This window comes from Kitasatospora albolonga (assembly GCF_039535905.1).
GTDB lineage: Bacteria > Actinomycetota > Actinomycetes > Streptomycetales > Streptomycetaceae > Kitasatospora > Kitasatospora albolonga.
In genome coordinates this window covers 1-24,588 of the sequence record NZ_BAAAYB010000049.1, presented here as the reverse complement: position 1 = coordinate 24,588, position 24,588 = coordinate 1, and the positions used below count along the sequence as shown (strand labels likewise).

Genomic DNA, 24,588 nt, shown 5'->3' with positions numbered 1-24,588 from the left:
GCCGCGCCCCGCCGCACGCAGGGCGGACGCGGCCGGACGGCCGGACGGCCGGCTCGGGCGGTGGGGAGCAGGGGCCTGATGCCCCGTCGGCCGCGACGCCGGGAGTCCGGCGCGCGCGGCGGTCAGGCGTCGGCGGTGCGGTCCGGCGCGCAGCCGCGGAGGACGAAGGCGACCACGTCGTCCAGGGCGGCGGCCGCCTCCTCGGGCGGGAGGAGGCCGCTGGCGGCGAGGTCGGCGAAGCCGTGGACGGCGGCCAGGGTCGGGAGGCAGAGCTGTTCGGCGGGGCCGGGGCGGACCTCGCCGGTGCGCTGACCGTCCGTCAGCAGCTCGGCGGCCCGGAGCAGGCCCCGGTGGGCGGCGGAGGTCAGGGCCTCGGTGGCCTGCGGGTCGTGCTTCACCGCGTACATCAGGTCGAGCAGCTGGGGGTGGGCGGTGGCGAAGCCGACGTAGGCGCGGACCAGGGCGCCGAGGCGGGCGGCGAAGGAGCCGGGCTCGGAGCCGGGTGCGGGGTCGGCGGTGGCCAGGGCGGTGTCGAGGCGTTCGAAGCCGGCCAGGGCGAGGGCGTCGAGCAGGGCCTGCTTCTCCTTGAAGTGGCGGCTCGGAGCGGCGTGGCTGACCCCGAGGTCGCGGGCCAGCTCGCGCAGCGAGAGGGCGGCCGGGCCCTTCTCCCGCAGGACCTGCTCGGCGCGCTCCAGCAGGGCGGCTCGGAGGTCTCCGTGGTGGTAGCGGCGGGGGTGCATGAGCGCACTCTACCCGCTATGTGATCACTGGCTACATTGTTGTCATTGACAGCATTGTTGTCGATGCCTACATTCGGACCATGGCCAACACAGCGAAGTGGAACACCGCCGACATCCCCGACCAGTCCGGCCGTCGGGTGGTGGTGACCGGCGCCAACAGCGGCCTCGGCATCGCCACCGTCGACGCGCTCGCCCGGGCCGGGGCGCACGTCGTCCTCGCGGTGCGGGACGTCCGGCGCGGCGAGGCCGCCGCCGCGGGCGTCAAGGGCGCGCGCGGCAGCGTGGAGGTCCGGCGGCTGGACCTGGCCGACCTGGCCTCGGTGCGGGAGTTCGCCGAGGGCTGGGAGGGCGGGCTGGACGTCCTGGTCAACAACGCGGGCGTGATGAACGTCCCCGAGGGCGCGACCAAGGACGGCTTCGAGACGCAGTTCGGCACCAACCACCTCGGGCACTTCGCCCTGACCAACCTGCTGCTGCCGCACCTCACGGACCGCGTGGTCACGGTGGCCTCCGGCATGCACAAGTACCCGGGCAACCGGATCCACTTCGAGAACCTGAACCTCAAGGGCGAGTACCACGCGATCCGGGCCTACGCCCAGTCCAAGCTGGCCAACCTGCTCTTCACGCTGGAGCTCCAGCGGCGCCTGACGGCCTCCGGCTCGCAGGTCCGCGCCTTCGCGGCCCACCCCGGGTACGCGGCCACCAACCTGCAGAGCCACGACGGCAGCGCGGTGCGCCGCGCCCTGATGGCGGTCGGGAACCGGATCATCGCCCAGGACAGCCGGGCCGGCGCCCTGCCCTCGCTCTTCGCCGCCACGATGGACCTGCCCGGCGCCGCCTACGTCGGCCCGGACGGCTTCGCCGAGAACCGCGGCCACCCCACCCTGGTCGGCCGCACCGCCGCCGCCAGCGACCCGGTCAGTGCCGCTCGGCTCTGGACGGAGTCCGAGCGGCTGACCGGGACGGGCTTCGCGGGCGAAGCACGTCAGTGACGGTGCGTCAGGACGACACCGTCCAGCGCTGGTTGGCGTTGGCGGTGCAGGTCCAGACGATCAACGCGGTGCCGTCGGCGGTGCCTCCGCCGGAGGCGTCCAGGCAGAGACCGGACTTGAGGTTGCGCAGGGTCCGGTCGGCGGCGCGGTAGGTCCAGGACTGGGCGGGGGTGCCGTTGCAGCCGTACAGCTGGACCACGGTGCCCGGGGTGACGGCGCCGTTGCGGACGTCCATGCACTTGCCCTTGGCGCGCAGGGTGCCGTCGCCGGGGACGGCCCAGGTCTGGGCGGCGGTGCCGTTGCAGGTGTAGAGCTGCAGGGCGGTGCCGTCGGCGGAGTTGCCCCCGGTGACGTCCACGCACTTGCCGCTGCTGCCGGTGACCGGCCCGGCGGGGGTGACCGGGGGCAGGGCGGCGGCGATCGCGGAGGCGACGGTGAAGACGTCTCCGGTGGGCGTGGTCGGGTAGGCGGTGGTGCCGCGCGCCCAGGCGTCGTCCATCGCGAAGAAGTCCACGGCGGCGGGGGCGGTGCCGGTGGCCAGGGCCGTTTCCAGGGACTGGAAGTAGGCGGCCCAGCGCTTGGCGTAGAGGTCCTTGACCAGGCCGGAGTACTCGCGGGCGGCGTAGTCGCGCAGGCCGTTGCCGTCGGCCTGGGAGCGGTTGCCCCAGGTGGTGACGAGCGAGCGGGCGTCGTACCGCAGCCGGTCGGTCTCGGCGGCGGACGCGCCCCAGCCGTCGACCTGGGCGAGCCAACTGCCCACCAGGAAGCGGCTGTCGGTGGCCATCAGCTCGTCGAGGGCGGCCAGGTCGCGGTTCCACTCGGCGGTCAGCGCGCGGAAGGCGGTCAGGTCCTTGGCGGTGTGGGCGGCGGCGATCTGCGGCAGCAGCGCGCGGCCGCGGTTGTCCAGGGCCTGGCGGGCGGTGTGCAGCAGGTCGAAGCGGTAGGCGTCGCTGGTGCGCAGGGCGGGGGCGACCCGGAGCAGGCTGGTCAGCGCGTCCTGCACGGTGGCCGGGTCGTAGCGCAGCGAGCCGGGGGACCAGCTGGCCGAGGTGCTCGCGGTGAGCGACGGCCGGGCGGTGAACAGGCTGTCCTGCGGCTCGGCCCAACTGCCGGAGGGCATCGAGTACGGGCCGGAGCGCAGCTTCTCCCAGGCGGCGGCCGCGTCGGCGTCGGCGGCGCCGTAGCGCGCGGTGGCGTAGCCGCGGAACCAGGCGGGCTGGTCGATCGGGCCGGCCGACCAGGCGAGGTCGGCGAAGAGCGCGAAGGCGGCCGGGTCGGTGCCGGTGCCCTCCGGCATGTAGGCGATGCCCTTCACCGCGCTGCCGGGCTTGGTCAGCCACTGCTGGAAACGGGCCGTCCACACCGCGGAGTTGGCGCCGAAGGTGGTCTTGCCGCCCATGTTGGCGATGGTGCCGAAGGCGTACGGGGTGCCGTGCCAGGAGGCTTCCCGGTCGAGGTTCTGGTAGCGGTCGGAGAGGCCGTCGACGATCAGCATCCTCGACTTGTCGACACTGGCCAGCACCGCGTCCGAAGGGTTGTCCTGCCAGCCGAGGATGGCCCAGGTGGCGTCCGGGTGGGCGGCGAGCATGGCGCGCTGGATCGCGTCGGCCGCGGCCGTGACGTCGATGTCCCCGGCGCTGCCGCCCTCCTGGAGCGGGTCCATCTTGAACATGCTCGAACTGCCGAAGGCGGCGGCCTGGTTGGCGTAGTAGGCGGCGGCGACCTCGGGGAAGCGACGGTCGTTCGGGTCGAGCCAGGACGGGCGGGTGAAGCCGACCCAGGAGCCGGGGGCGACCACGTGGGCACCGGGGTTGCGGGCGGCGAAGTCGGCCGGGACGGTGCCGAAGTAGCCGGGCAGCACCGGGGTCATGCCCAGCGCCCGGAGCCGGTCGCAGATCTGCCGCCCGACGGCGGCCCGGGCGGCGATCAGCTCGGCCGAGACCGCGGTGGAGGCCGAGCCGGACATGTTCTGCATCAGCCACCAGGGCTGGTGCGCGGGGCCCGGCACCCAGGACCGCAACTCCGCCTCGCCGTAGCCGAACTGCTGCAGCGTCCGGTAGTAGGGCTGCTCGGCGCCGGCGGTGACCAGCACCTCGTTGATGCCGTGCAGGGCGAGCACGTCGATCTCGCGCTGGTAGTCGGCGAAGCTCCGGTAGGCGCCGGTGTAGCCGTTGTCGACGTCGTTGAGAGCGTAACGGTGCGGCACCACCGAGGAGTTGGTGTACGGGGCGGCGACCGCCGGGAGGGTCGCGGGCAGCGCGGAGGTGCTGGTGCCGGGCAGGCCGATGTCCACGTGCGCGACGTTGCGCAGGTACCAGCCGACGCCGGTCAGCAGGGTGGCGGGGCTGGTGCCGGAGACCTGGATCGCGCCGGGGCCGCCGGAGACCGAGAAGGAGTCGACGCCGGGGGCGGTCCGGTCGACGGGCCGCAGGACGAACTGCGAGGCCTGGGCCGGGAGCAGGCGCTGCAGGCTCGCGGCGGCGGGGGAGGTGTCGAAGGCGGCCGCCCGGGCGGCGGGTGCGGAGGTGAGCCCGGCGCTCACCGCGGCCAGGGAGATCAGCACGCCGGACAGGCGCCGGCGGAATCTCGGCTTCATGGTCGTCTCCTGGGGAATGCGCTGTGGGGGATGGCATTATTAACGGAGCGTCCGTAAATATCTCGGCGGCGTGCCGGAGTGTCAAGGACCCGGGCGCGGAAACCCGTTCGGACCGCCGGTCCGGGCGCCCAGTACAGTGCGAGACCGGCCCGCACGAGCGCGGCCGGCCAGGAGAGCCAGGAGGGAACCGGGTGCCCACCCAGCGAGCGGCCACCGGGCCGCACGTGCTGCGCGCGATGAACGCGGGCGCGGTGCTCGCCGCGCTGCGGGCCACCGACGCGCCCGCCGCGAGCGTCAGCGCCCTCGCGGCGGCCACCGGGCTCTCCCGGCCCGCCGTCACCCGGGCCCTGGCCGCGCTGGCCGAGGACGGTCTGGTGGAGACCGTCACCGCGGCGCCCGAGGCGGCGGCCCCCGGCCGGCCGGCCCAGCACGTGCGCTTCCGGGCCGAGGCCGGCCACGTCGCGGGCGTCGACATCGGGCCGCACAAGGTGCTGGTGGTGATCGCCGACCTGGCGGGCGGGGCCCGGGCCGAGCGGCGGGTGACGGTGGGTCAGGACGTCGACGGCCCTGGGCTGTTCGAGACCGTCCGCACCGCCCTGACCGCCGCCGTCGCCGAGGCCGGGCTGGCCCCGGCCGACCTGCGGGCGGTCAGCGTCGGCACCCCCGGCATCGTGGACCGCGAGCGCGGCGAGATCCTGGTCGCCCCGAGCATCCCGGGCTGGGCGGGCCTGCCGGTCGTGCCGCGGCTGCGGGAGTGGCTGCACTGCCCCGTCCTGATCGACAACGACGTGGACCTCGCCGTGCTCGGCGAGCGCTGGCGCGGCGGCTCCGGCGACGCGGACAGCCTGGTCTTCGTCCAGTGGGGCGAGCGGATCGGCGCGGGCATGCTGCTCGACGGCCGGCCGTTCCGGGGCGCGGGTGGGGCGGCCGGTGAGCTGGGGTTCATCGACGTGCCGTCCGGTGACGTACCGTCCGACAGGGTCGGTGACGCCGCGTCGGCCGGTCCGCTGACCAGCGCGCTCGGCCCCTTCGAGCGCTTCGCGGGCGCCGGCGCGATCCGGCGGCTGGCCGAGGAGGCGGGGGTCGCCCTGGGGCCGGACGGCGAGATCGGCCCGCTCTTCGCCGCCGCCGCCGCGGGCGACCCGGCCGCCGTCGCGGTGGTGGACCGGGCCGCGGACCGGTTCGCCCGGGGCCTGGCCACCCTGCTGCTGCTGGTCGACCCCGGCCGGGTGGTGATCGGCGGCGGCCTCTCCCGAGCCGGGGAGACCCTGCTCGGCCCGGTCCGCCGCCACCTGCGCGACCGGACCCTGACCGGTGCGGAGGTGACGGCCTCGGCCCTCGGCGAGCGCGCCGTCGCGGTCGGCGCCCTGCGGCGCGCGCTGGACGTGGTCGAGCCCACCCTGATCGCCTCCGCCTGATCGCCTCCGCCTGGCGGGCTCTGCACGGCCGTCCGGTCCGCGGCCGCCCGGTCCTGGCGGGGCCGGACTCAGTGGTCGCGGGTCACGGTCCAGGCCGGGAGGTGGTGGAAGAAGGCGACCGGGTCCGGCCGCCAACGGTCGTACCAGGTACCGGCGATGGCCGAGGCGTCCCCGGCGTGGCGTTCGGCGTCGGCCTGCAGCGCGCGGTCGACGCCGTGCCGCCGTCCGATCGCGCGGACCCGGTCGAGGGTCTCCTCGTCGCCGTCCGGGTCGCCCAGGGCGGCGGTCAGCAGCGCGCGTTCGGCCGGGTCGAGGTCGGCGGTCAGCAGCGCCCGGACGGCGTAGCTGCGCCGGCCGGAGCGCAGGTCGGAGCCGACCGACTTGCCGACCGCGGCCGGATCGCCGAACAGGTCGAGCCAGTCGTCGCGGAGCATGTTGGCGATCCCCAACGCGGTCGCGTAGCGCCGCAGTTCGGCGTCGTGCGGGGCGGGGTCGGCCCCGGCGGCCAGCAGGCCGAGCCGGAGCGGGGCGAGGATGGAGTAGCGGGTGGTCTTGTACTCGGTGACCGCGTGCAGGAAGCCGAGCCCGGGAACGGGGCCGAAGTCCCGTTCCAGGTCCAGGAACTGGCCGAGCACGGTGGTGGCCCCGACCCCGGCCAGCTCGGCCGTCATGGCGGCGGCCCGCTCCGGCGGCAGGTCGGCGCCGGCCAGCACGCGCAGCGAGAGGAAGGCGGCCAGGTCGCCCGCGAGCACGGCCAGGCCGGTGGCGGTGCGGGGCTGCTCGGGGTGCTCGTCGAGGTAGCGCTGCGGCACGGAGGGTGCCCCGCGCCGGACGGCCGAGCCGTCGATGACGTCGTCGTGGACCAGGCCGTGGGTCTGGAGCAGCTCGATGCCGATCGCGGCCTCGGTCAGGCCCGGCGCGGGCTGATCGGTGATCAGGGTCGCCGCCTCGTACAACACCGCCACCCGGAGCCGTTTGCCGCCGCGCAGCGACATGTCCCGGAGCAGTTCGAGGGCGCGTGCGGGGAAGGTGCCGTGCTGCAGGCCGTCGAGGGCGCCGCCGCCCGCCGGGTCGGTCAGCGCGTCGAAGTACGCGGCGAAGCTGGTGTCGAAGCGCTGCCGGTGCTCGGCGGCGCGCCGCAGGGCGGCGATGATCGTCTGGTCCACGGCCCCAGACTTCCATCCGCCCCGCGGCCCGCGCCAACTGCGGCCGGCCGGCGGTCGTCGACCGCCCGCCGGACGTCCCGTCAGGCGGGATCGATTACCACGACCGGGATCTCGCGCTCGGTCTTCGCCTGGTAGTCGTCGTAGGCGGGCCAGTGACCGACCATCAGGGGCCAGTAGGCGGTGCGCTCCTCGGGCGTCGCGGTGCGGGCGGTTCCCTGGAGCACCTCCGGGCCGACCTGGATCCGCACGCGCGGGTCGGCGGCGAGGTTGCGGTACCAGAGGGGCGCCTGGTCGGCGCCGCCCTTGGAGGCCACCAGCAGGTAGCGGCCGTCGGCCTCGCCGTAGATGAGCGGTGTGCGCACGGGCGCGCCCGAGACGCGGCCGACGGTGGTCAGCAGCAGGGTCTGGGTGCCCTGCCAGTACTGGCCCTCGGTGCCGCCGCTGCCCACGTACTGCCGGACGTGGCTGAGCTGCCAGCTGCCCTCGCGGGGGTCCTGGGGGTTGTCCCAGTCGATGTCGTCCACGATCTCTCCCTGCGTTCGTCGGTACGGTACACCGCCTCCAACGTGCCGCAACGCGCTCGGAAACGGTCGGAATTCCGGCCGCCCGGTGTTGCGCGGGTCTTGACGCGCACTGCGTTCACTCTCCAGTCTTTGCTCAAACATGCGCAGTTCGCGCAGCTATTGCTCAACTTTGCTCACTATCTGCCACTGGAGAGCATCCATGGGATGGCACCACCGCGTGCTCGGTCTCTGTACCGCAGCCGTCGTCACGGCCGGCCTCGCCGTGTCCGCCGGTACCCCGGCCGTCGCCGACAGCACGGCGGCCAACACCTCCGCCCCGATCGGCGTGAAGCCGATGATGGGCTTCAACAACTGGGCCAGGTTCACCTGCGCCGCGCAGGCCCGCCTGGACGGCACCCGCGACGGCTACTCGTTCCAGCAGTTCATGCAGGACCAGGCCAAGGCCATGAAGGACACCGGCCTGGTCGCGGCCGGCTACACCAACCTCACGGTGGACGACTGCTGGATGCAGCGCACCAGTGCCGGCTACCTGCACGGCGCCGCGACCTGGGGGAGCAGCAGCCAGCCGGGCTACGACTGGGAGCTGACCGGCTACGCGGACTACGTGCACTCCCAGGGCATGGAGGCCGGGCTCTACAGCACCTCCGGGGTGAACACCTGTCAGGGCGTGCCCGGCGGCGTGCTCGGCCACGAGCAGGTGGACGCCAACTCGCTCGCCTACTGGGGCGTCGACTCGATCAAGCTGGACAACTGCGGCACCAGCATCACCAACCGCCAGCAGGTGTTCACCACCTTCGCCAACGCGCTGAAGACCGCCACCGCGAACACCAGCCGCAAGATCCTCTTCAACGAGTCGGCCCCGGCCGGCTACGGCCCGACCAGCGCGGAGAAGTACAACTCCCAGGAGTGGGTGCGCGGCCTCGGCCAGATGTGGCGGGTCAGCCCCGACATCGCCGTCTGGCACACCAACACCACCTCCGCGTGGGACTGGCAGCACGGCGGCGACTACTACGAGGGCGGTGTCCTGCAGAACTTCGAGGACACCGTCGCGCTGGCCCGCTACAACGGCCCCGGCAACCACAACGACGCCGACATGCTGCTGATCGGCGACAACAACCAGCTCACCCTCGCCGAGCAGCGCAGCCAGTTCGCGCTCTGGTCCGCGATGGGCTCGCCGCTGATGATCTCCAGCGACGTGCGCAAGATGGCGGCCGACCCGGTGGCCTACGCCCCGCAGCTGGCCATCCTGAAGAACGCCGACATCATCGCCGTCGACCAGGACACCACGACCGGCGGCTACCTCGCCGCCCGTGACGGCGCCTCCACCACCGCGGGCACCGAGACCGTGGTCAAGCCGCTCGCCGACGGCTCCCGCGCCGTGGTGGTGGTCAACAAGAACAACGCCGCCACCACCGTCACCATCGACCCGGCCCGGATCGGCTTCGCCAACACCGGCTGCGCCCGCACCGTCAAGGACCTGTGGAACCACACCAGTTCGCAGGTCAGCGGCTCCTTCACCGCCACCGTCGGCGCCCACGACAACGTGATGTACACCATCGCGCCCGGCAGCTGCGGCACCGCCCTGCCGACCGGCCAGATCCAGGCCGCCCAGTCCGGCTTCCAGGCCTACGCCCTCTGCCTGGACGCCTACAACGGCGCCACCAACGGCACCACCGTCGGCCTGTGGGACTGCCACTCCGGCGCCAACCAGCAGTGGCAGCGCCAGACCGACGGCCGGATCACCTCCCTCGCCTCGCCCTCCCTCTGCCTCTCCGGCGAGACCACCGGCCTCAAGCTGCGCGGCTGCAACGGCGCCGACGCCAAGCAGATCTGGAGCTACGGCCTGGCCGGACAGCTCAAGGCGAACGGCCTGTGCGCCGACATCGCCGGCGGCTCGGTGGGTGACAAGACCAAGGCCGTCGCCACCTACAGCTGCGGCACCCACCAGCCCAACCAGACCTGGAGCGCGCCCTTCGCCACCCCGCCCACGTCCTGACCGGGTGAGGGGAGGAGCCGGGCGGTCCGCCGAGGGGGCGGACCGCCCGGCTCCGCTTCGCGCTCCGGCCCACGGGTATGTTTCCGGGCGGGCGCCTCGTCCGGGGCGCCCAGAACTACCTGGTGGGGGTTGGACGTTGATGCACACGAAGAGACGGCCGGGCGGGGCGCGGCGGTTCGCCGCGACCGTGACGGCACTCAGCGCGCTGGCGGTGGCCGGGCCGCTCGGCCCCGGGGCCACCGCCGCGCACGCCGATCCGGCCGGCGGCTCCGGTACCGGCTGCGCCGTCGCGGGGCCGGTGGTGACCTGCGGCTTCGACTGGACCGGCGGCCCCCAGCAGTGGACCGTCCCGAGCGGGGTGACCAGCGCGACGGTCACCGCGTTCGGCGCGGCTGGCGGCCGAGGTGACGGCCTGGACCCGGCTGCGGGCGGCCCGGGCGGGCAGGCGGTCGTGACCCTGGCGGGGTTGACGCCGGGTCAGGTCCTGCAGGTCAACGTCGGCGGGTCGGGCGCCCCGGCCCGACCCGGCGGGCCGGTCGGGACGCCGGCCGCCGGTGGATGGAACGGCGGCGGCCGGGGCTACGCGGGCGGGGGCGGGGCCTCCGACGTGCGGGTGGCCGGGGCCACCGGTGAGTACACCCTGCAGGACCGGCTGGTGGTGGCCGGCGGCGGTGGCGGCGCCGGTGGCGCCTCCGGTGGTGGTGCGGGCGGCGGCACCGTCGGCGGGTCCTCGCTCGATCCCGGGCAGGTGACCTCCGGCGGGACCCAGACGGCCGGCGGCTCCAACGCGCAGGGCGGCGCGAGCGCCGAGGTCTTCGGCAGGAAGGTCGACTGCCACGACGGCGGCTTCGGCTCCGGCGGCGGCTGCCTGCTCCAGTCCGACCTGCTCGGCGGGACCTTCGCCCAGGGCGGTGGCGGTGGCGGCGGCTGGTACGGGGGCGGATTCGGTACCGGTGCCGGACAGGGCGCCGTCGCGGGAGGGGCCGGCAGCAGCCACACCGGCCCGCGGAACGGCGTCGCGGTGACGGACCCGGCAACGGCGACGGGGGGTACCTTCGCCGCGCCGGAGGGGGCCAACGGCAACGGGCGGGTCCGGATCGCCTACGCACTGCCCGGCTACAGCGCCGGTGGTCACCGGGCGGCGGCGGGCACCTGGACCCTGGCGCCCGGACAGAGCGTCAGCAGCGGCCCCGGCGCCGGCAGTCAGAACGGCGCCTACCTGCTCACCATGCAGAACGACGGGAACCTGGTGGTCAGCTCGCCGGACGCCCCCGGGGTCCCGTGGGCCAGCAGCACCTCGGGCAACCCGGGCGCGAGCGCCCGGTTCACCGCCGACGGCGCACTCCAGGTGGTGAGCGCGACGGGCGCCGTCCTGTGGCGCTCCGCCGTCACCGCGGGCACCGGCTCGACCTTCGTCGTCAACGCCGGCGGCGCGCTGCAGATCCTCGACCGGTACGGCGTCTCGCGCTGGTTCGCCTCCCTGACGGGCGAGTTCGCCGGCCTGTCGCTGACCCCGGGCGACGCGGTCTCGGTCGGCGCCGCCAACCACCAGCTCGTGATGCAGACGGACGGCAACCTGGTCTGGTACGACGGTGCCTTCCGTCCGCTCTGGGCCAGCAACACCTGGGGCAACGCGGGGAAGGGCTACCGCTTCGAGTTCGCGCCCCGGGGCACGCTGGCCATCCGGGACGGTGCGGGCACCGGGGTCTGGTCGGCCGGGCCCGCCTCCGGCGGTTGGTGGCTGCGGCTCCAGGGCGACGGCAACATCGTCGTCGCGGACGCCGCCCGCACCCCGATCTGGGCCACCGGGTCGAGCGGCTGAAGCCGCTCCACCGGGCCGGTCGGCTGACGCCGCTCCACCGGGTCGAGCGGCTGATGCCGCCCTGCGGCCGAGCGCAGGACGGTCAGGCCGGCACCCACATGCCGGCCTGACCGTCCGTCAGGGGTGGATCGGGGAGGGCTCAGGAGCGGATCAGGCGATGGTCCACTGCTGGAGCGCGGAGTTGGTGTTCGGCTGCTGGGTGACCAGGGCGCCGTTGGCGGTGGAGGCGGTGCTCAGCAGCAGGCCGCTGTGGACCGAGGCGACGGTGTAGGCGCCGTTGGCCAGGCGGTTGACGTTCCAGCGCTGGTTGGCGGAGCCGGCCGTGCAGGGCCACTGGATGATCTTGCCGCCGGCCGCGGTGGAGGAGTCGCTGACGTCCAGGCACATGCCCGACTCGCCGTTGGTGAGGGTGTAGGAGCCGTCCGCCTGGGCGGTGAAGGTCCACTTCTGGTTGAGGCCGGTGCCGAGCGTCCAGGTGATCATCTGGGTGCCGGCGGTGGTGCTGTGGTTGGGGTCGTCCAGCGCCTTGCCACCGGTGGCGAGGGTGTGCACGCCGGCCAGGGCCGGGTTGACCGTCCAGCTGAAGGTGGTCTGCGAGCTCGCGGTGCCGGAGGACGCGGTGACGGTGACGGTCGAGACCGCGGCGGTGGTCGGGGTGCCGGAGATCAGACCGCTGGAACTGATGGCCAGTCCGGCGGGCAGGCCGGTGGCCGAGAAGGTGAGCGGCTTCTGCAGGCTGTCGGTGGCCGAGAGCTGCAGCGAGACCGCGGTGTTGACGGAAGTGGTCTGGTTCCCGGGGGAGTTGACCACCACGGACTCGGGGGCGGTGCCCGCCGCGGTGAGGGTCAGGGTCTGCTCGGCGGCGGTGCGGCCACTGCCGACGGCGCTGCCGCTGCTGTCGGTCCAGGTGCGGCCGGGGGTGGTCTCGGCCAGGCGGCCGGTGGTGGCGGAGAGGCCGATGACCAGGCCGCTGTAGCGGTTGACGATCCGGAAGGTCCCGGGGGCGGAGGTGTTGGAGAGCACCCACCACTGCTGGCCGACGGCCGCGTTGCCGCCCGCGGCGGCGGTCGCGGTCGGGGCGTTGCCCCAGGCGCGGCCGGCGTTGGCGGTGGCGTCCACGCCGAGCAGCTGGTTGGTGGCGGAGTTGGCGATCCGGTAGGAGCCGTCGCCGACCGCCTGGAAGGTCCAGGACTCCAGCGCGGCGCCGGTGCCGGTGGCCACCGAGGTGGTGGCGGAGCTCCCGGAGACCTGGGCCAGGACGCGGCCGTTGCCGTTGGCGATCTTGTAGGACTTGCTCAGGTCCACCGGCGCGGCGGCCGGGGCCGAGGAGCCGACGCCGAGGTTCACGTACTCGCCGGACTTCCCGCCCGAGCACCCGAAGGAGCAGTAGGTGCGGAAGTTCTTGCCGACGATGGCCGAGCTGGTGCGGTTGGCGCTGTCCAGGAACCAGCGGTACCAGGAGGCGGTGTGGTAGCTGCCGGTGTCACCGAGCTTGAACCACTTCTGGGTCGCCAGGTCGGCGGTGGCGTAGATCTCCTGCGGCGCGTTGCCGCTCTGGTCGACCGCCTGCGGCTGGCCGAGGTAGAGGCCGAGGTAGGCGTTCCAGGTGACGTCCATGACGAACAGCGGCGAGGTGGCGGGCATCTTGCTGGCCGCGATCTGCTGGGCGGAGGTGCCGGTGTTCGCCGGGTCGTACTCGCCCGCGACCGGGGTGTACCCGGTGGTGCTGGAGGCACCGACGGGCACCATGTTGCTCTCCTTGCCGCCCTTGCCGGGCTGCGACCAGGAGCCGTCGTACCACTTCTGCCAGGAGTTCGGCGCCATCTTCGCGGAGATCGGGGCGCGCGCCACGTGCTCGTAGAAGGCCTTCCAGCCACCGGACTTGTCGACGATCCGGGAGCCGTAGAAGACGTAGAAGTAGCCGGAGACGGTGTCCACCAGCAGGCGCTGGTCGCCGTCGCCGTAGGAGTAGGTCTGGTTGGGGAAGCCGGTGGTGTCGCCGCGGGTGGTGCTGAACGGCGAGGTGATGACGTGGTCCTTGATCTTCCAGGTCTTGCCCTGGTCGCTGGAGACCGCGTAGTCGATGGCGTCGTAGTGCAGGCCGTCGCTGAAGGGCTGCGGGGTGAACTCGTTGTGCACCAGGCCGTACCAGTCGCCGGTGTCCGGGTCGACCCAGACCCCCGCCAGGTCGCAGTAGTTGCGGTGCGCGTAACTGGCGCTGCCGGTGGCGGCGGTGGCCTCCAGGCCGGTCGGGCTGTTGTTGCAGCGCCAGGTGGTGTCGTTGTTCTTGTCGTTGGCGTTGGCCGGGTTGACGTAGTTGCTGACCGTCGCGTTCCGGGTGGCGGTGTCCAGGTCCGTCCCGGTGAAGAAGTCCCAGTAGCGCGGGTCGTTGCTGCCGTAGAGCGCCGCCGACTGCTGGTACCAGAAGGAGCCGTCCTTGTCGATGTACGGCGCCGCGGGGGTGTCCGTGGGGTGGGTCCACGAGCCGGTGGCGCCGACGGTGACGCTGTAGGTGGGGGCGAGGTCCTCGGCCGAGGCGGGGGTCGGGCTCGCCAGCACGGGGGCGGCGATGGCCAGGACGGTGGCGAGCAGGGCGCCGCCGGTCCTTCTGGCGGGAGTAGGCATGGGGGTACTCCTCCGGGGGTGGGGTGATGAGGGTGTCGCAGGTGTCGCAGGTGTCGCACGGAGGCCGAAGTGGCCTCCTCGGTAGGGAAGTTCAGTTCTCCGACATGCGGAAGTCGTAGTGCGGCGGCACCGGAAGGTCCGGGTGGACGGCGAGCCAGAGGGCGTCGAGCGAGACCTCGCCCTCGCGCATGTTGTCCACCCGGATGCCTTCGGCCAGCAGCCGCCGGACCAGTTCGTGGTCGCCGAGGGCGTACGCGGCGGTGGCCTCGGCCAGCCGGACCCGGCCGTGTCCGCGGGCGGGGTGGGGGAGGGCGGCGACGAGGGCCAGGGCGTCGGCCGGACGGTCGGCGCGGAGCAGGGCGTCCAGGGTCTCGATGCCCAACTCGACCATGTCCAGCCGGAGTTGGTGGGCCTCGGCCATCAGGTCGGCGGCCCGCTGGGGGGTCCTCGGCGAGGTGGGCCAGGGCGCGCAGCACCCACGGGGTGCGCCGGTCGGCCAGCGAGCGCAGCCAGGCCTTGCGGGCCGCCGCCGGTTCGCCGTCGGCCAGGCGGACCAGACCCAGGTGGTAGAGGGTGTGCCAGTCCCCGGCGCCCGCCTCCGCGCTCTCCTTGGCACTCTCCTCCAGCAGGGCTCGCCAGCGCTCGCCGGTGACCGGCTCGGCCGGCGGGTCGCTCACCGGTAGGGTTCCGGTGGCCAACAGCCGCTGCCAGGGCCGCTGTTCGGGGCCGGGGGGGGCCGAAGGGCAGCAGCGCGGAGGCGGGCAGGCGGCCGGCCTCGATCTCCAGGGCGGCCCAGCCCTGACCCTCGCTCAGCATCTCCTCGGGCTCGCCGAAGGCCGTGGCCGCGGCGTGCGCGCGGTCCAGCTCGGCGGGCGGCAGCAGACGGTCCAGTGCCTCGCCGGCGGCCGTCCGGGACTCCTTCCAACTGCCGTGCACGGCAGCCGGGTCGACCTGGAGCAGACCGTAGGCCTCGGTCCACGACCACGTCCCGCCGGCCGGCATCGGCAGGTGCTCCAACTGGGTGCGGGCCAGGCCCGCCTGGATCTCCAGGTACGGGTGGTCCGGGCCGGAGAGCCACTCCTGCCAGTGGCGGCCACCGGGGGAGGTGCCCCAGCAGAAGACCTTGCGTCCGCGGAGCCGGGCGGTGGACGTCTGGACCAGGCCCGCGCCGTCGGCGTCCAGTGCCGCGATCCACCGGCGCTCCCCGGGCGGGAGGTCGAGGAAGTGGTCGGCGGCGTGGACGGCCCGGCCCGGGTAGCTGTGGTCGGTCCCGGCGCGCTCGGGGAAGGGGAGGCGGCGCAGGTCGCTGCGGTAGTCGTAGTGGAAGGCGTGGTCGGCCGGGGCGAGCACCCGGGTGTCCGAGGTCTGCGGCACGGCGGCGTTGGACCACCAGTAGACGGCCGCCTCCTGCCCGGAGGGGTTGTGCACCTCCACGTGGACGTAGAGCGCGGGGGAGCCCGCGGGCAGCCAGGCGTCGATCCGCAGCACCAGGCGGCGCAGCCGCTCGAAGGCGAACATCCGCAGCACCGGGGTGCCGTCGGGGGCGGTGACCCGGGCGGCGTGCAGCGGCTCGCAGGTCAGCGGCCAGTGGCCGGTGGTGCCGAGGTTCCACTCCACGCCGCCGGCCAGCCAGGCGTCGCGCAGCGCGAGGTTGGCGGGCTGGAGGACGGGGTTGCGGTGCAGCAGCTCGCGGCCGGTGGGGCGGTGGACCAGGGACCACAGGCGACCGCCCTGGCCGGGGAGGAAGGTGGCGGTGAGGAGCTCGTTCTCCAGTACCACGGAGGGCAGTTGGCGCGGGGAGCGGCGGCGGTCGTAGCGGTCCTGCCGGGTGTAGGGCAGCAGGGAGGCCGGCCTGCCGTAGCGCAGGCCCCGCCGCAGCTCCTCGTCCAGCCCCTCGCCGTGCGCGGTGACGGCGGGAATGCCGTGCAGGATCGGCAGGGTGGCGACCGGGTCGGCGGCCCCCTCGATCAGCAGGGGCGCGGTGCGCAGGGAGGTCGCGGCAGGGGCGGTGGCGGGCGGGGAGTCGGTGGGCACGGCGGGGGTCCGTCCTCTCGGGGCACGACGCACGGCGAGGAGATTGCGAGGACCGTAAGACCATTTTGACCGGTAAAACAAGAGCCTCGGCAGAAATTGCCGAAACCGGGCAGAGGGGGCAAGTCCGAGCGGTGTGCGCCGGGCCTTGACCGGGAGTTGCGGTGGTCGTAACGTCGACGCCACACGCTTGACCGGTAAAATTCAGGGGGCATCCGACATGGTGGAGCATCCGACGTGGTGACGATGCAGGACGTGGCCGACCGCGCGGGTGTCACCAAGCAGACGGTCTCGAACGTCATCAGCGGACGCGTCCCCGTACGCCCCGAGACCGCCGCCCGGGTGCGCTCCGCCATCGAGGTGCTCGGCTACACCCCCAACCTGGTGGCCCGCTCCCTCGCCACCGGCAGCACCAGGACCGTCGGACTGCTCGTCCCGACCGTGGCCGGCGCCTTCTACGCCGAGATGGTCGAGGCCGTCGAGGACGTGGTCGAGGAGCACGGCTACCACCTGCTGCTCGCCACCACCCGCCTCGACGGCGAACGGGCCCGCCGCCACCTGGCCAGCCTCACCAGCCGCTCCGTGGACGCCCTGCTGATCGCCGGGGACCGCGATCTGATGGCCCATCTGCCGCTGCTCGCCGCGGCCCGCTTCCCGGTCGCGCTCTGCGCCTGGGAGACGGCGGTGCCCGACGACTTCCCGGTGGTCACCGTCGACTACGAGCACGCCGGCTACCTCGCCGGACGCCACCTGCGCGAACTCGGCCACGAACGGGTCGCCGTCCTGGAGAGCCCCGACCACGGCTCCCGGCTGGCCGGCTTCCGCCGCGCCTTCGCCGCCGACGGGCTGACCGTCCCGGACGGCGCCGTCCACCGGGCGGCCGAACCGACCGTGGCCGGCGGCGTCGAGGCGGCCCGGGCCGCCTTCGCCGCCGACCCCGGCCTGACCGCCGTCTTCGCCACCCACGACGTGCTCGCGCTCGGCGCCCTCGACGCGGCCAAGGCCACGGGGCGGCGCGTCCCCGAGGACCTCTCGGTGATCGGCCACGACGACAACCTGGAGGTCCGGCTCACCCGGCCGCCGCTCACCAGCGTGGCGCTGCCCCTGCGGGAGATGGCCCGTCAGGCGGTCGAGCTCCTGCTGCGGGCCGTCGCCAAGTCCGGGCCGGTGGTCAACTCGCTGCACCTGCTGCGGCCGGAGCTGATCGTGCGGGAGAGTACCTGCCCGCCACCGCCGCGGCCCTGACGGGCGGGGTGTTCCGGGCCGGCGGGCGTTGACGCGACCTCAGCTCGCCGCACCTGGTTCCGGTCACCCGCCAGTACGCCCGACCGGTGCGGCCGACGCCCTGGGTGGAGCCGGGCGGAGCGCGTGCGCGAGACTCTGTCCGTGGCTGTCCGTGGCCGCCGTCACCGCGACCGGCCCACCCGCCAGCGCCCCTGCCCACTCTGCCCACTCTGCACTGGAGCCGAGATGTCCGAAGCCCCCGCGATCACCGTCCGAGACCTCGCCGCGTCCGACGAGAAGGACTGGCGTCGACTGTGGGCCGGGTACCTCGAGTTCTACGAGTCCACCGTGCCCGCAGCGGTCACCGACTCCACCTGGGGGCGGCTCCTCGATCCGGACCAGCCCCTGCTGGGCCGCGTCGCGGAGCACGACGGCAGGGTCATCGGCATCACCAACAGCGTGTTGCACCACAGCACCTGGCTCACCGGCCAGGTCTGCTACCTGGAGGACCTCTTCGTCGACCCCGCCCACCGCGGGCTGGGGGCGGGCCGCCTGCTCGTCCAGGACCTCTTCGACCTGGCCGCAGCCCGCGGCTGGGCCCGCGTCCACTGGCTCACCGCGCACGACAACCCCGCCCGCGGCCTCTACGACACCTTCGTCCCGGCCGACCGCTTCGTCCACTACGAGCGCGACCTGCCCACCGTCGATCCCTCCCCGGCCTCGGCCGACCGGCCGTAACCCGATCCGTGGCCGACGGAGGCGGCGGCCGGTCGGTGCCTGGGCTCCTGCTCAGCTGCCGAGCGCCGCCGCGGCCGCGTCGACCTGGGCGTGCAGGGCGGTCCTGATCTCCGCCATGGCGGCGGCGTTCTCGGCGATCGCCTGCTCCTGGTAGGCGAAGTCGACGGAGTGCCAGACGCCGACCAGGTTGCTCCGGTGCCGGCAGGCCGCGTCGGCGGTCGCCACCTGGAGCTCGCGCGGCGAGGGCGCCGAACCGTCCTGCCAGGCCTTGTCACCCAATGCGGCCACCGGGTCCGGGTAGTCGAAGCCGCTCTCCTTCATGCACCCCGACCACTGGGCGAACACCGCCGCCGTCCGGGCGTCCTTCTGCGAGTCCACCAGGGTACGGAACTTGAGGTCCTCGGCGAGCTGGGCGTCACCCACCCTGCCGTCCACGGAACCCGTCAGCTTCCGCACTGACTCCCCGACGCAGCCGCGCTCCGGCACCGTCCGACCGTTGATCAGCTGCCCGCCGGGGCCGTACTTCTGCTTGGGGTCAGAGGCACCGCGCAGTGCGGTGGTCATCTCCGGGCTGAGCTGCAGCCGGGGCGGCTGGACGCCCGCCCCCGGGTCGCCGCCCTCCGGGTGGTAGCCCCACTTCGCCATGGTGGCGGCGTTCTGCGGACCGTAGCGGCCGTCGACGCGGGTGGTCGGGGCGTCGGCGTCCCGCGCGGGCGGGGCCGGCTGCGGGGGCGCGTAGTCGAAGCCGAAGCGGGCCATGCAGGCGGTGGCGAGCTTCGTCTGCGCCTTCTGGACCGTCAGCAGCTGGGCGGGGCTGAGCAGGTAGCCGTCCAGCGGCAGCGGGCGGTCGTTGGCCGAGTCGAGCACGGGCACGGCCGTCGGCACCGGGGGCGGCGCGGCCACCCGGGTCGGCGCGTCGGCACCGCGCGGCGGGGCGGGGTCGGTGCCCGCGCAGCCGGCCAGCAGCAGCGGGAGGGCGAGCAGGAGCACGGGGGCGGAGCGCCGCGGGCGGCTGAACACGGGCGTGGCCCTTCGGAGTCGGTCGGGTGCGGATCGCGGATCGCGGGGTGGCGGATCGCAGGGTGGCGGTCGCTGGCCGAACTGCCGGGCCGGCGACCGCCGTTGGGCCTGGCCTAGCCGAAGAAGCCGGCCGCGTTGTTGTTCTTCATCTGCGAGTTCAGGTCACGGAAGCTGTAGTCCGGGATGGTCTGGCAGGCGTAGCTGCAGTTCCGCTGGCCGCTGTTGTAGTAGACGGTGAAGGAGCCGGGGTAGTAGCTGTCCACCGAGGCGGCGTGGTTCTTGACCGAGAGGCCGGCGCCGTTGGTGCCGTAGGCACTCTCGCCGAAGCGGTAGTTCGCGTAGTCCGAGATGTTCCCGGTCTGGACGAAGACGGCGCCGTATCCGCTGCTGCTGGAGTTGTAGTACAGGCAGACGTAGTAGCCGCCCTCGCAGTCGGCCAGCTTGGAGGCCGAAGCCGTGCCGGCGGTCGCCAGGCCCGAGGCCACGACGGTGCCGGCCACGGTGGCGGCGGCGAGGAACTTATGGATGCGCATGAGGGTGTCCCTTTCCGGACGCCGGTGACTCCGGCGCCGGGGTGCCATGCTAGATCTTTTCTGAAGAAATGATCAACATCGCTCGGAGCTGGCTGGGAGCCAACGCCGCTGGTGGGGGCGTGATGTGACGCACCGTGAGTCCGATCGGCCTACGGTCGGCGGTCAGCGTTCCGCCAGTCGCCGGGACGTCGCGACGACGTCGTCGAGCTGCGCGGTGGTGAGGCGCCGGGCCTCCCGGATGACCGCGGTCACGTCGGCGGCGCGGAGGTGCAGCGACGGCAGGACGTCCGGCAGGCGTACACCGCCGAGCGCCGCTAGATCGCCAGCGGGAACGCCGAGCACCCCCGCGAAGCCGACCGTCAGCTCGGGGCTCACCTCGGCGGTGCCGCGGCCGACACCGCCAGGTAGACCTGCCCGCGGGTCACCGCGTGCAGTGCCTTGACCGTGCAGGGCCATTTGAGGTTCCGGCTGTGCGTCAGTTCCAGGAGTACCGCGCCGAACCCCGGCTCGCAGCGGTGGTACGGCCGGTCGCCCCCACCCCGGCCTTCCCCCGACGCGACGGGCTGCGCCCGGATCGCATCCAGCAGGACGCTCCGATCCTTGGTCTGCATGGTCATCGTGTTGTAGAGGACGCGGCTGATCGACCAGCGCGGGTTACGGGTGACTGGTGCCAGGTCGTCGGGCACCGGCTGCCCGGCCATGACGAACAGGTCGGCAGCATGCACGCCGAGTACCGGCCCGAGACCCCTCAGCAGCGATTCAGCCGGCGGCCTCCCGTCGAGCGTGGTCCGCAACTCCTCCGGGCTCACGTCCCCTGGCGCCGAGAGCTCGAAGGCATCGAGCGATCGCAGTTCCAACAGGCGTGCCAGTAGCACGCCGAACCCCGCCACTCCTGCCATTCCGTCAGCCTATCGACGTGCGGCCACCTGAACTGAGGGCCAACTGGGAACATTGGGACCGCCCGGCCCCCAGCTACGGAGGAGCGGACAGCACCTCGTAGCTTCTGGTTGTGGGTCGGGCTCGAGCATCGGCTGACCCCCCACGTGCGTGGGGACGAAGCCCAGATCGGGACGATGGTCCTGACCTGGGCCGGCTGAACCTCACGTGCGTGGTCCGGCTTCAGGATGAAACCCCGGGTGCCTCGGCTGACCTCTGCTCGCGCGGGGCGGACCCCTTGACGTAGAAGCCCTGGACCTTGCGGGGCGGCTGACCCCTGCTCGCGCGGGGCGGGCACCTTGGCCTGGCGCTTATCGACGTCGTCGACTAGTGCTCTGACCGGTATGGTTCGCCGGGTTGGGACGGAGGACTGCGGTGTTCATTGAGATCGTCTTCATGGGTCTGGCGATCGACCGGGACGATGTCGAGGAGGCGCTGGAGGCCGCGTTCGGCGCCGATGGTGAGATCACGGGAGCAGGCGGCGGAATGGGACGTTGCCATCTCGACTTGGAGATCGAGCCGAGTCTGGACCGGGGCGCGGCCTTGGAGCGGCTCTGGAGCGTGTTGGCCGGTCTGGGCGTCGAGGAGTGCGCGACGCTGAACGTCGGGGACTGATCAGGCCGCGGCCCGCCCACCGCAGCGCAGGTTCTTCTCGCTGCGGACGCGGGCGCGCTCCTTGCGCTGGGCGGCCAGGAGGTCGGGGTGGCGGGCGTTGGCATTGCGCCAGCGCAGGTAGGAGTGCGGCGCGCGGGTCTGGACCGGGTGGTTCGGATGGCTGGAGTTGGCGAGGGTGAACTGCCGCAGTGGTCCGAGGTGCGCCTCGATCGGGTTAGACCAGGAGGCGTTGGTGGGTGTGAAGCAGAGGTGGACGTTGTTGTTCTTCGCCCAGCGCAGGATCTTCTTGCCGTTGTGGGCGGAGAGGTTGTCCAGGATCACGTAGACCGGGGCGCCGTCGGGGCGGGCGGCGCGGATCGACCTGAGGGCGGCCAGGGTGTTCGTGGTGCCCTTGCGGCGCCTGTTGACGCCCCACAGGGTGTCGTCGCCGACCGAGTAGCAGCCGTGGAGGTTCGCCAGGACGTGCTCGATCCGGTCGAGCTTGGCGTCGTACTCGGGGTCGGTGGACTTCTTTCAGGTCCTGATGCGCTGGAAGGTGACGCCCTGTCGGGCGAGCAGGCATCGCAGGGCCTCGCGGCCGATCCGGATCACTCTTTCGTGGACTTCGCGCAGGTAGACGAGCAGTTTTGCGTATCGACCAGCGGGTGAAGGGCTGCCAGAGCTTGGTGGGGGCGGGTGATGGCCGTCTGGACGACGAAGTCCTCGTCGTCAGGACTGAGCAGGCGGGGACGGCCTCCCGCCCACCGAGGGTCCAGACAGGCCAGCCCGATGTCGGTTTCGGCGTTGGCCGGGTCGGGCTCCAGCTGCCCAGCTGTTCGGGACTCGATGACCCCTTGCGGGAGGTGGGGAGGATGGTGGTGTGGTGGCGGGGTTCGTGTGTTGGTGGTGTGCGCGATGATCGAGGGGAGTCAGGAGCAGGCCCTGGCCCAGTACATCGACAGGTCAAGGTGGAGCGTGCCGGGGCCGTGATGATCTGTGAGGTCTCGCTGCCGCCTGCCCGAAGGAGTGGCGTGCGCTGTAGGGAGGATCTCGTTGTGACGACTTATCCGCGTGGCCCGCAGGGCCAGCGTCCCGATGTGTGGGTCACCGAGGCGTTCCCGCCTGCACTCCAGCGGGCTCTGGCCGCTCGTGGCGGCGTCCCGGTCCCGGTGCACGATCTCGTCCTGCACCAGCTGCACCAGCGCACCCCGGCCGAGCTCAGGGAGAGGATCGAGCGCCGCTGGTATCTGAGGTTCAGCCAGCTGACAGCCGCTCAGATCACCGAGCGGACCGATGAGATCGCGCTCGACCTGATTGCCCCCGGTACCTGCCCGGACCCGTGGTGCGAGGACGGCTGGCTCCTCGACCAACACGACACCGCCAGAGGCTGCCCCCGCTGCCGGCACCGCACCGTCGACACCACCGCACTCCCAGCCGACGGTGCACCCGCCTCAGCAGGAACCGTCACCGCCGCGGTCGCATCCATCCGCCACAGCATCCTCCTCGCCCGCACCACCAGCCACGCCCGCCAGTCCCGCGCAGCAGCCCAGCGGCACAACCACCCCCGATAGCTTGGGACACCGTCGCCAACTACCTTCGCTACCGGGTCCCCTTCTGCCCGAACCGGGCGACCTCAACCGCCCACTGCGAGCGGGCTTCGGTGTCGTCGGTGAACTGGCCACGGCCTGCTGCAGCCGCGAGCTCTGGGTACCCAGGGTGCATGTGGCGATCGGGCCCAGTGACCAGTGCGGATAGGAGAGGTGCCCCAGGGGCGAGGCTGCGATCAACGCGGGTCAGGATGCCTAGCTGCTGCCTTAGCTTCCTCGGATGCGCCACACCGGGGGGAAGCCGAGCCATGATCTGTCCCCACGTCAAAGTCGTTCCCGTCGCACCAGCCGCTTTGAGGATGCCCTTCACAGCCGTAGCCAGCGGGTCGAGTCCTGGTTCTTGAGGTCGGACTTGCCGGACATACGCGGAAACGGTCCGCGCTGCTGGACGTTGACCGCGTTCCGCCCGCCGCATATACGCGACCTTGGTCACCCACGCATCGACAGCCTTGTAGTCCTTGTCACTGAGGGCACGCTCAGCCGCATCTGATGCGCTCAGGAGCGCGGCCACCAACCGAGACAGCTCGTCAGGGGCGAGTAGGTCACCTTCCCGGCGCAGACGTCGGAGCATCCTACGGGCTTGGGTACCAGCTTCATTCTGCTTCTGGGAGGTCGACCGAGGACGAGCGGCCACATGGACCGGGCGGCTGTTGGAGCGAGGGACTGCTCCGCCTTTGTCAGTGTGGTCGCGTTCACGCAGGTAACTGCGCGCTGCGGACAAGACCCTCTGCTCGGCAGGGCTGGATCCGCGTCGGGTCAGGGATGCCGCCAGGGGAAGTCCTGAGCGGATGTCCCAGCTTCGTCGTTCCCGGATGGCGTTGGCCAAGTCCTGGAAGACCTGCCTTTGGTATTCCTCGTGGGTGGCGAGCCACTGCCGGGCTTCATCGAGTGCAGCTGCCGCGACCGTGTGGTCGGTGGCTTGCAACGTCTGTACGAAGTCGGCGCCGGCCGCACAGAGGCGGCGGACGTGCTCCACCGTCCCGGAGCGTCGAGCGGCCTCCAGGCCGCGGACGAAAGTGGCCACGCGCGCGGAGTACTGGCCGTAAACCGCGGTGGCCGGCTTCTCGGAGAGCCCAGTTGGACGGCCAACTGGGCTCTTGCGATTCTCAAGGATCCGGGAAGCGGCGGGGGTGACCAGCCCGTCGTCGTCCCACGTGCACTCCTCGATTGGCACCCACTCGGTGGGGCGTGCCATGGTCTGGGTGCCGATCCAGACTCGGCGAGAGGCTCCGTCGTTCTCGCATCGCACCCGGTACACGTACGGGCACCGGGAGAGGTACGCCTGATCCAAGGCCACTCCCGGGCCGGTTGCGTCCGGGGAAGTGGTGTACGGGTTCCACCCGTTCCGGGGGTTTCGTCCCGGTGACGGGTGTCGCCTGAGAACGTAGAACGGCCACCGGTTGATCCTTCGAGATGTCTGACGTCACGAAGAGGAGACCAACACGATGACCGCACCCGACAGTCTGCCGCTTGCCGCACTCCTGGAGGAGAACCTCGCCTCGGCGAGTCCCGACTTGTTGCGGGCGATGGTGAAGACGTTCGCGGAGGCGATGATGTCCGCGGATGTGGACCGGGCCTGCGGCGGCGAGTACGGCCGCCCCGGCGAGGACCGGGTCAACTCCCGTAACGGCTACCGGAACCGGGACTGGGACACGCGTGTCGGCACGATCGACCTGGCCATCCCGCGCGTCCGCTCCGGGACCTACTTCCCGAGCTGGCTGCTGGAGCGCCGGCGCCGGGCCGAGCAGGCCCTGGTCTCCGTGGTCGCCACCTGCTACCTGCTCGGCGTCTCGACCCGGCGGGTGGAGAAGCTCGCCGAGAGTATGGGTGTCACCCAGCTCTCCAAGTCCCAAGTCTCCGAGATGGCAAAGCACTTGGACGAGCGGGTCGCCGAGTTCCGAAACCGCCCACTTGACCAGGGCCCCTACACCTTCGTCTGGGTCGACGCCCTCACCCAGAAGGTCCGTGAGGGCGGCCGCGTCGTCAACGTCCACTGCCTGGTCGCGGTCGGGGTCAACAACGAGGG

Annotated in this window: 20 protein-coding genes and 1 pseudogene; 9 read left to right on the top strand and 12 right to left on the bottom strand. The window is 72.7% G+C overall.

All coding sequences use genetic code 11. The features are described from left to right. Positions 1-122: 122 nt before the first annotated feature. The gene (locus ABD946_RS12205; protein WP_345282872.1) at positions 123-740 is read right to left on the bottom strand and encodes a TetR/AcrR family transcriptional regulator; all 618 of its coding nucleotides are present in this window, start codon (positions 738-740) and stop codon (positions 123-125) included. A gap of 80 nt (positions 741-820) precedes the next feature. Here ABD946_RS12205 and ABD946_RS12200 point away from each other — a divergent pair, with 80 nt between their 5' ends. After that, positions 821-1,732, top strand: a complete 912-nt coding sequence (locus tag ABD946_RS12200) for an oxidoreductase (protein WP_345282870.1) — start codon at positions 821-823, stop codon at positions 1,730-1,732. Positions 1,733-1,739: 7 nt separating this feature from the next. Here the strand turns inward: ABD946_RS12200 and ABD946_RS12195 are convergent, their stop codons facing one another. Beyond that, a complete protein-coding gene (locus tag ABD946_RS12195; protein WP_345282868.1) occupies positions 1,740-4,328 on the bottom strand; it encodes an alpha-N-acetylglucosaminidase in 2,589 nt (862 codons plus the stop codon). Between the two features lie 191 nt (positions 4,329-4,519). Here ABD946_RS12195 and ABD946_RS12190 point away from each other — a divergent pair, with 191 nt between their 5' ends. Continuing rightward, the gene (locus ABD946_RS12190; RefSeq protein ID WP_345282866.1) at positions 4,520-5,746 is read left to right on the top strand and encodes an ROK family protein; all 1,227 of its coding nucleotides are present in this window, start codon (positions 4,520-4,522) and stop codon (positions 5,744-5,746) included. A gap of 68 nt (positions 5,747-5,814) precedes the next feature. Here the strand turns inward: ABD946_RS12190 and ABD946_RS12185 are convergent, their stop codons facing one another. Both ABD946_RS12185 and ABD946_RS12180 read right to left on the bottom strand, forming a co-directional pair. After that, the gene (locus tag ABD946_RS12185) at positions 5,815-6,912 is read right to left on the bottom strand and encodes a polyprenyl synthetase family protein (RefSeq protein WP_345282864.1); all 1,098 of its coding nucleotides are present in this window, start codon (positions 6,910-6,912) and stop codon (positions 5,815-5,817) included. A gap of 80 nt (positions 6,913-6,992) precedes the next feature. Beyond that, a complete protein-coding gene (locus ABD946_RS12180) occupies positions 6,993-7,436 on the bottom strand; it encodes a nitroreductase family deazaflavin-dependent oxidoreductase (RefSeq protein ID WP_345282863.1) in 444 nt (147 codons plus the stop codon). Between the two features lie 217 nt (positions 7,437-7,653). Here ABD946_RS12180 and ABD946_RS12175 point away from each other — a divergent pair, with 217 nt between their 5' ends. Both ABD946_RS12175 and ABD946_RS12170 read left to right on the top strand, forming a co-directional pair. Continuing rightward, the gene (locus tag ABD946_RS12175; RefSeq protein ID WP_345282861.1) at positions 7,654-9,432 is read left to right on the top strand and encodes a ricin-type beta-trefoil lectin domain protein; all 1,779 of its coding nucleotides are present in this window, start codon (positions 7,654-7,656) and stop codon (positions 9,430-9,432) included. Between the two features lie 139 nt (positions 9,433-9,571). Continuing rightward, positions 9,572-11,254, top strand: coding sequence for a glycine-rich protein (locus tag ABD946_RS12170; RefSeq protein ID WP_345282860.1), 1,683 nt, complete (start codon positions 9,572-9,574; stop codon positions 11,252-11,254). A gap of 150 nt (positions 11,255-11,404) precedes the next feature. On the opposite strand, the gene ABD946_RS12165 is transcribed toward ABD946_RS12170, so the two are convergent. The 3 genes from ABD946_RS12165 to ABD946_RS12155 form a co-directional block, all read right to left on the bottom strand. Next, positions 11,405-13,879, bottom strand: coding sequence for an RICIN domain-containing protein (locus ABD946_RS12165; protein ID WP_345282858.1), 2,475 nt, complete (start codon positions 13,877-13,879; stop codon positions 11,405-11,407). A gap of 91 nt (positions 13,880-13,970) precedes the next feature. Beyond that, on the bottom strand, positions 13,971-14,300 hold the full coding sequence (locus ABD946_RS12160) for a hypothetical protein (RefSeq protein ID WP_345282856.1): 330 nt from the start codon (positions 14,298-14,300) through the stop codon (positions 13,971-13,973). Further along, a complete protein-coding gene (locus ABD946_RS12155) occupies positions 14,300-15,913 on the bottom strand; it encodes a DUF5107 domain-containing protein (protein WP_345282854.1) in 1,614 nt (537 codons plus the stop codon). The genes ABD946_RS12160 and ABD946_RS12155 overlap by 1 nt, the downstream gene beginning before the upstream one ends. A 243-nt stretch (positions 15,914-16,156) precedes the next feature. On the opposite strand from ABD946_RS12155, the gene ABD946_RS12150 reads away from it, so the two are divergent. Continuing rightward, complete coding sequence (locus ABD946_RS12150) at positions 16,157-17,155, top strand: LacI family DNA-binding transcriptional regulator (RefSeq protein ID WP_345282906.1); 999 nt, start codon at positions 16,157-16,159, stop codon at positions 17,153-17,155. 225 nt (positions 17,156-17,380) lie between these two features. Then, positions 17,381-17,872, top strand: a complete 492-nt coding sequence (locus ABD946_RS12145) for a GNAT family N-acetyltransferase (RefSeq protein WP_345282852.1) — start codon at positions 17,381-17,383, stop codon at positions 17,870-17,872. A gap of 51 nt (positions 17,873-17,923) precedes the next feature. Here ABD946_RS12145 and ABD946_RS12140 read toward each other — a convergent pair whose 3' ends face one another. From ABD946_RS12140 to ABD946_RS12125, 4 genes are all read right to left on the bottom strand, one after another. Continuing rightward, the gene (locus ABD946_RS12140) at positions 17,924-18,892 is read right to left on the bottom strand and encodes a hypothetical protein (protein ID WP_345282850.1); all 969 of its coding nucleotides are present in this window, start codon (positions 18,890-18,892) and stop codon (positions 17,924-17,926) included. A 113-nt stretch (positions 18,893-19,005) separates the two neighbouring features. Beyond that, positions 19,006-19,425 (bottom strand): hypothetical protein, encoded by a 420-nt coding sequence (locus ABD946_RS12135; protein WP_345282846.1) that lies wholly within the window; start codon positions 19,423-19,425, stop codon positions 19,006-19,008. A 162-nt stretch (positions 19,426-19,587) separates the two neighbouring features. Next, a complete protein-coding gene (locus ABD946_RS12130) occupies positions 19,588-19,800 on the bottom strand; it encodes a hypothetical protein (protein ID WP_345282844.1) in 213 nt (70 codons plus the stop codon). Continuing rightward, positions 19,797-20,324 carry a hypothetical protein gene (locus ABD946_RS12125; RefSeq protein ID WP_345282842.1) on the bottom strand — a complete coding sequence of 176 codons (528 nt, stop codon included), beginning with the start codon at positions 20,322-20,324 and terminating at the stop codon, positions 19,797-19,799. Before ABD946_RS12125 ends, ABD946_RS12130 begins: the two co-directional genes overlap by 4 nt. Positions 20,325-20,736: 412 nt before the next feature. Between ABD946_RS12125 and ABD946_RS12120 the strand changes: the two genes are divergently transcribed. After that, the gene (locus ABD946_RS12120) at positions 20,737-20,976 is read left to right on the top strand and encodes a hypothetical protein (protein ID WP_345282839.1); all 240 of its coding nucleotides are present in this window, start codon (positions 20,737-20,739) and stop codon (positions 20,974-20,976) included. Here ABD946_RS12120 and ABD946_RS12115 read toward each other — a convergent pair. Beyond that, positions 20,977-21,749: pseudogene (locus tag ABD946_RS12115) on the bottom strand (transposase); the annotation flags it as partial. It lies immediately after the preceding gene. 192 nt (positions 21,750-21,941) lie between these two features. On the opposite strand from ABD946_RS12115, the gene ABD946_RS12110 reads away from it, so the two are divergent. Both ABD946_RS12110 and ABD946_RS12105 read left to right on the top strand, forming a co-directional pair. Then, positions 21,942-22,526, top strand: coding sequence for a hypothetical protein (locus ABD946_RS12110; RefSeq protein WP_345282837.1), 585 nt, complete (start codon positions 21,942-21,944; stop codon positions 22,524-22,526). A gap of 1,481 nt (positions 22,527-24,007) precedes the next feature. Continuing rightward, a partial coding sequence (locus ABD946_RS12105; RefSeq protein ID WP_345282835.1) for a transposase occupies positions 24,008-24,588 on the top strand: 581 nt, incomplete at its 3' end.

Excerpts from the sequence above, each read along its gene's own strand:
- ABD946_RS12125 (WP_345282842.1), bottom strand. The coding sequence starts at position 20,324 with ATGGCAGGAGTGGCGGGGTTCGGCGTGCTACTGGCACGCCTGTTGGAA.
- ABD946_RS12200 (WP_345282870.1), top strand. The coding sequence starts at position 821 with ATGGCCAACACAGCGAAGTGGAACACCGCCGACATCCCCGACCAGTCC.
- ABD946_RS12150 (WP_345282906.1), top strand. The coding sequence starts at position 16,157 with ATGCAGGACGTGGCCGACCGCGCGGGTGTCACCAAGCAGACGGTCTCG.
- ABD946_RS12195 (WP_345282868.1), bottom strand. The coding sequence starts at position 4,328 with ATGAAGCCGAGATTCCGCCGGCGCCTGTCCGGCGTGCTGATCTCCCTG.
- ABD946_RS12170 (WP_345282860.1), top strand. The coding sequence starts at position 9,572 with ATGCACACGAAGAGACGGCCGGGCGGGGCGCGGCGGTTCGCCGCGACC.
- ABD946_RS12160 (WP_345282856.1), bottom strand. The coding sequence starts at position 14,300 with ATGGCCGAGGCCCACCAACTCCGGCTGGACATGGTCGAGTTGGGCATC.
- ABD946_RS12145 (WP_345282852.1), top strand. The coding sequence starts at position 17,381 with ATGTCCGAAGCCCCCGCGATCACCGTCCGAGACCTCGCCGCGTCCGAC.
- ABD946_RS12135 (WP_345282846.1), bottom strand. The coding sequence starts at position 19,425 with ATGCGCATCCATAAGTTCCTCGCCGCCGCCACCGTGGCCGGCACCGTC.
- ABD946_RS12165 (WP_345282858.1), bottom strand. The coding sequence starts at position 13,879 with ATGCCTACTCCCGCCAGAAGGACCGGCGGCGCCCTGCTCGCCACCGTC.
- ABD946_RS12205 (WP_345282872.1), bottom strand. The coding sequence starts at position 740 with ATGCACCCCCGCCGCTACCACCACGGAGACCTCCGAGCCGCCCTGCTG.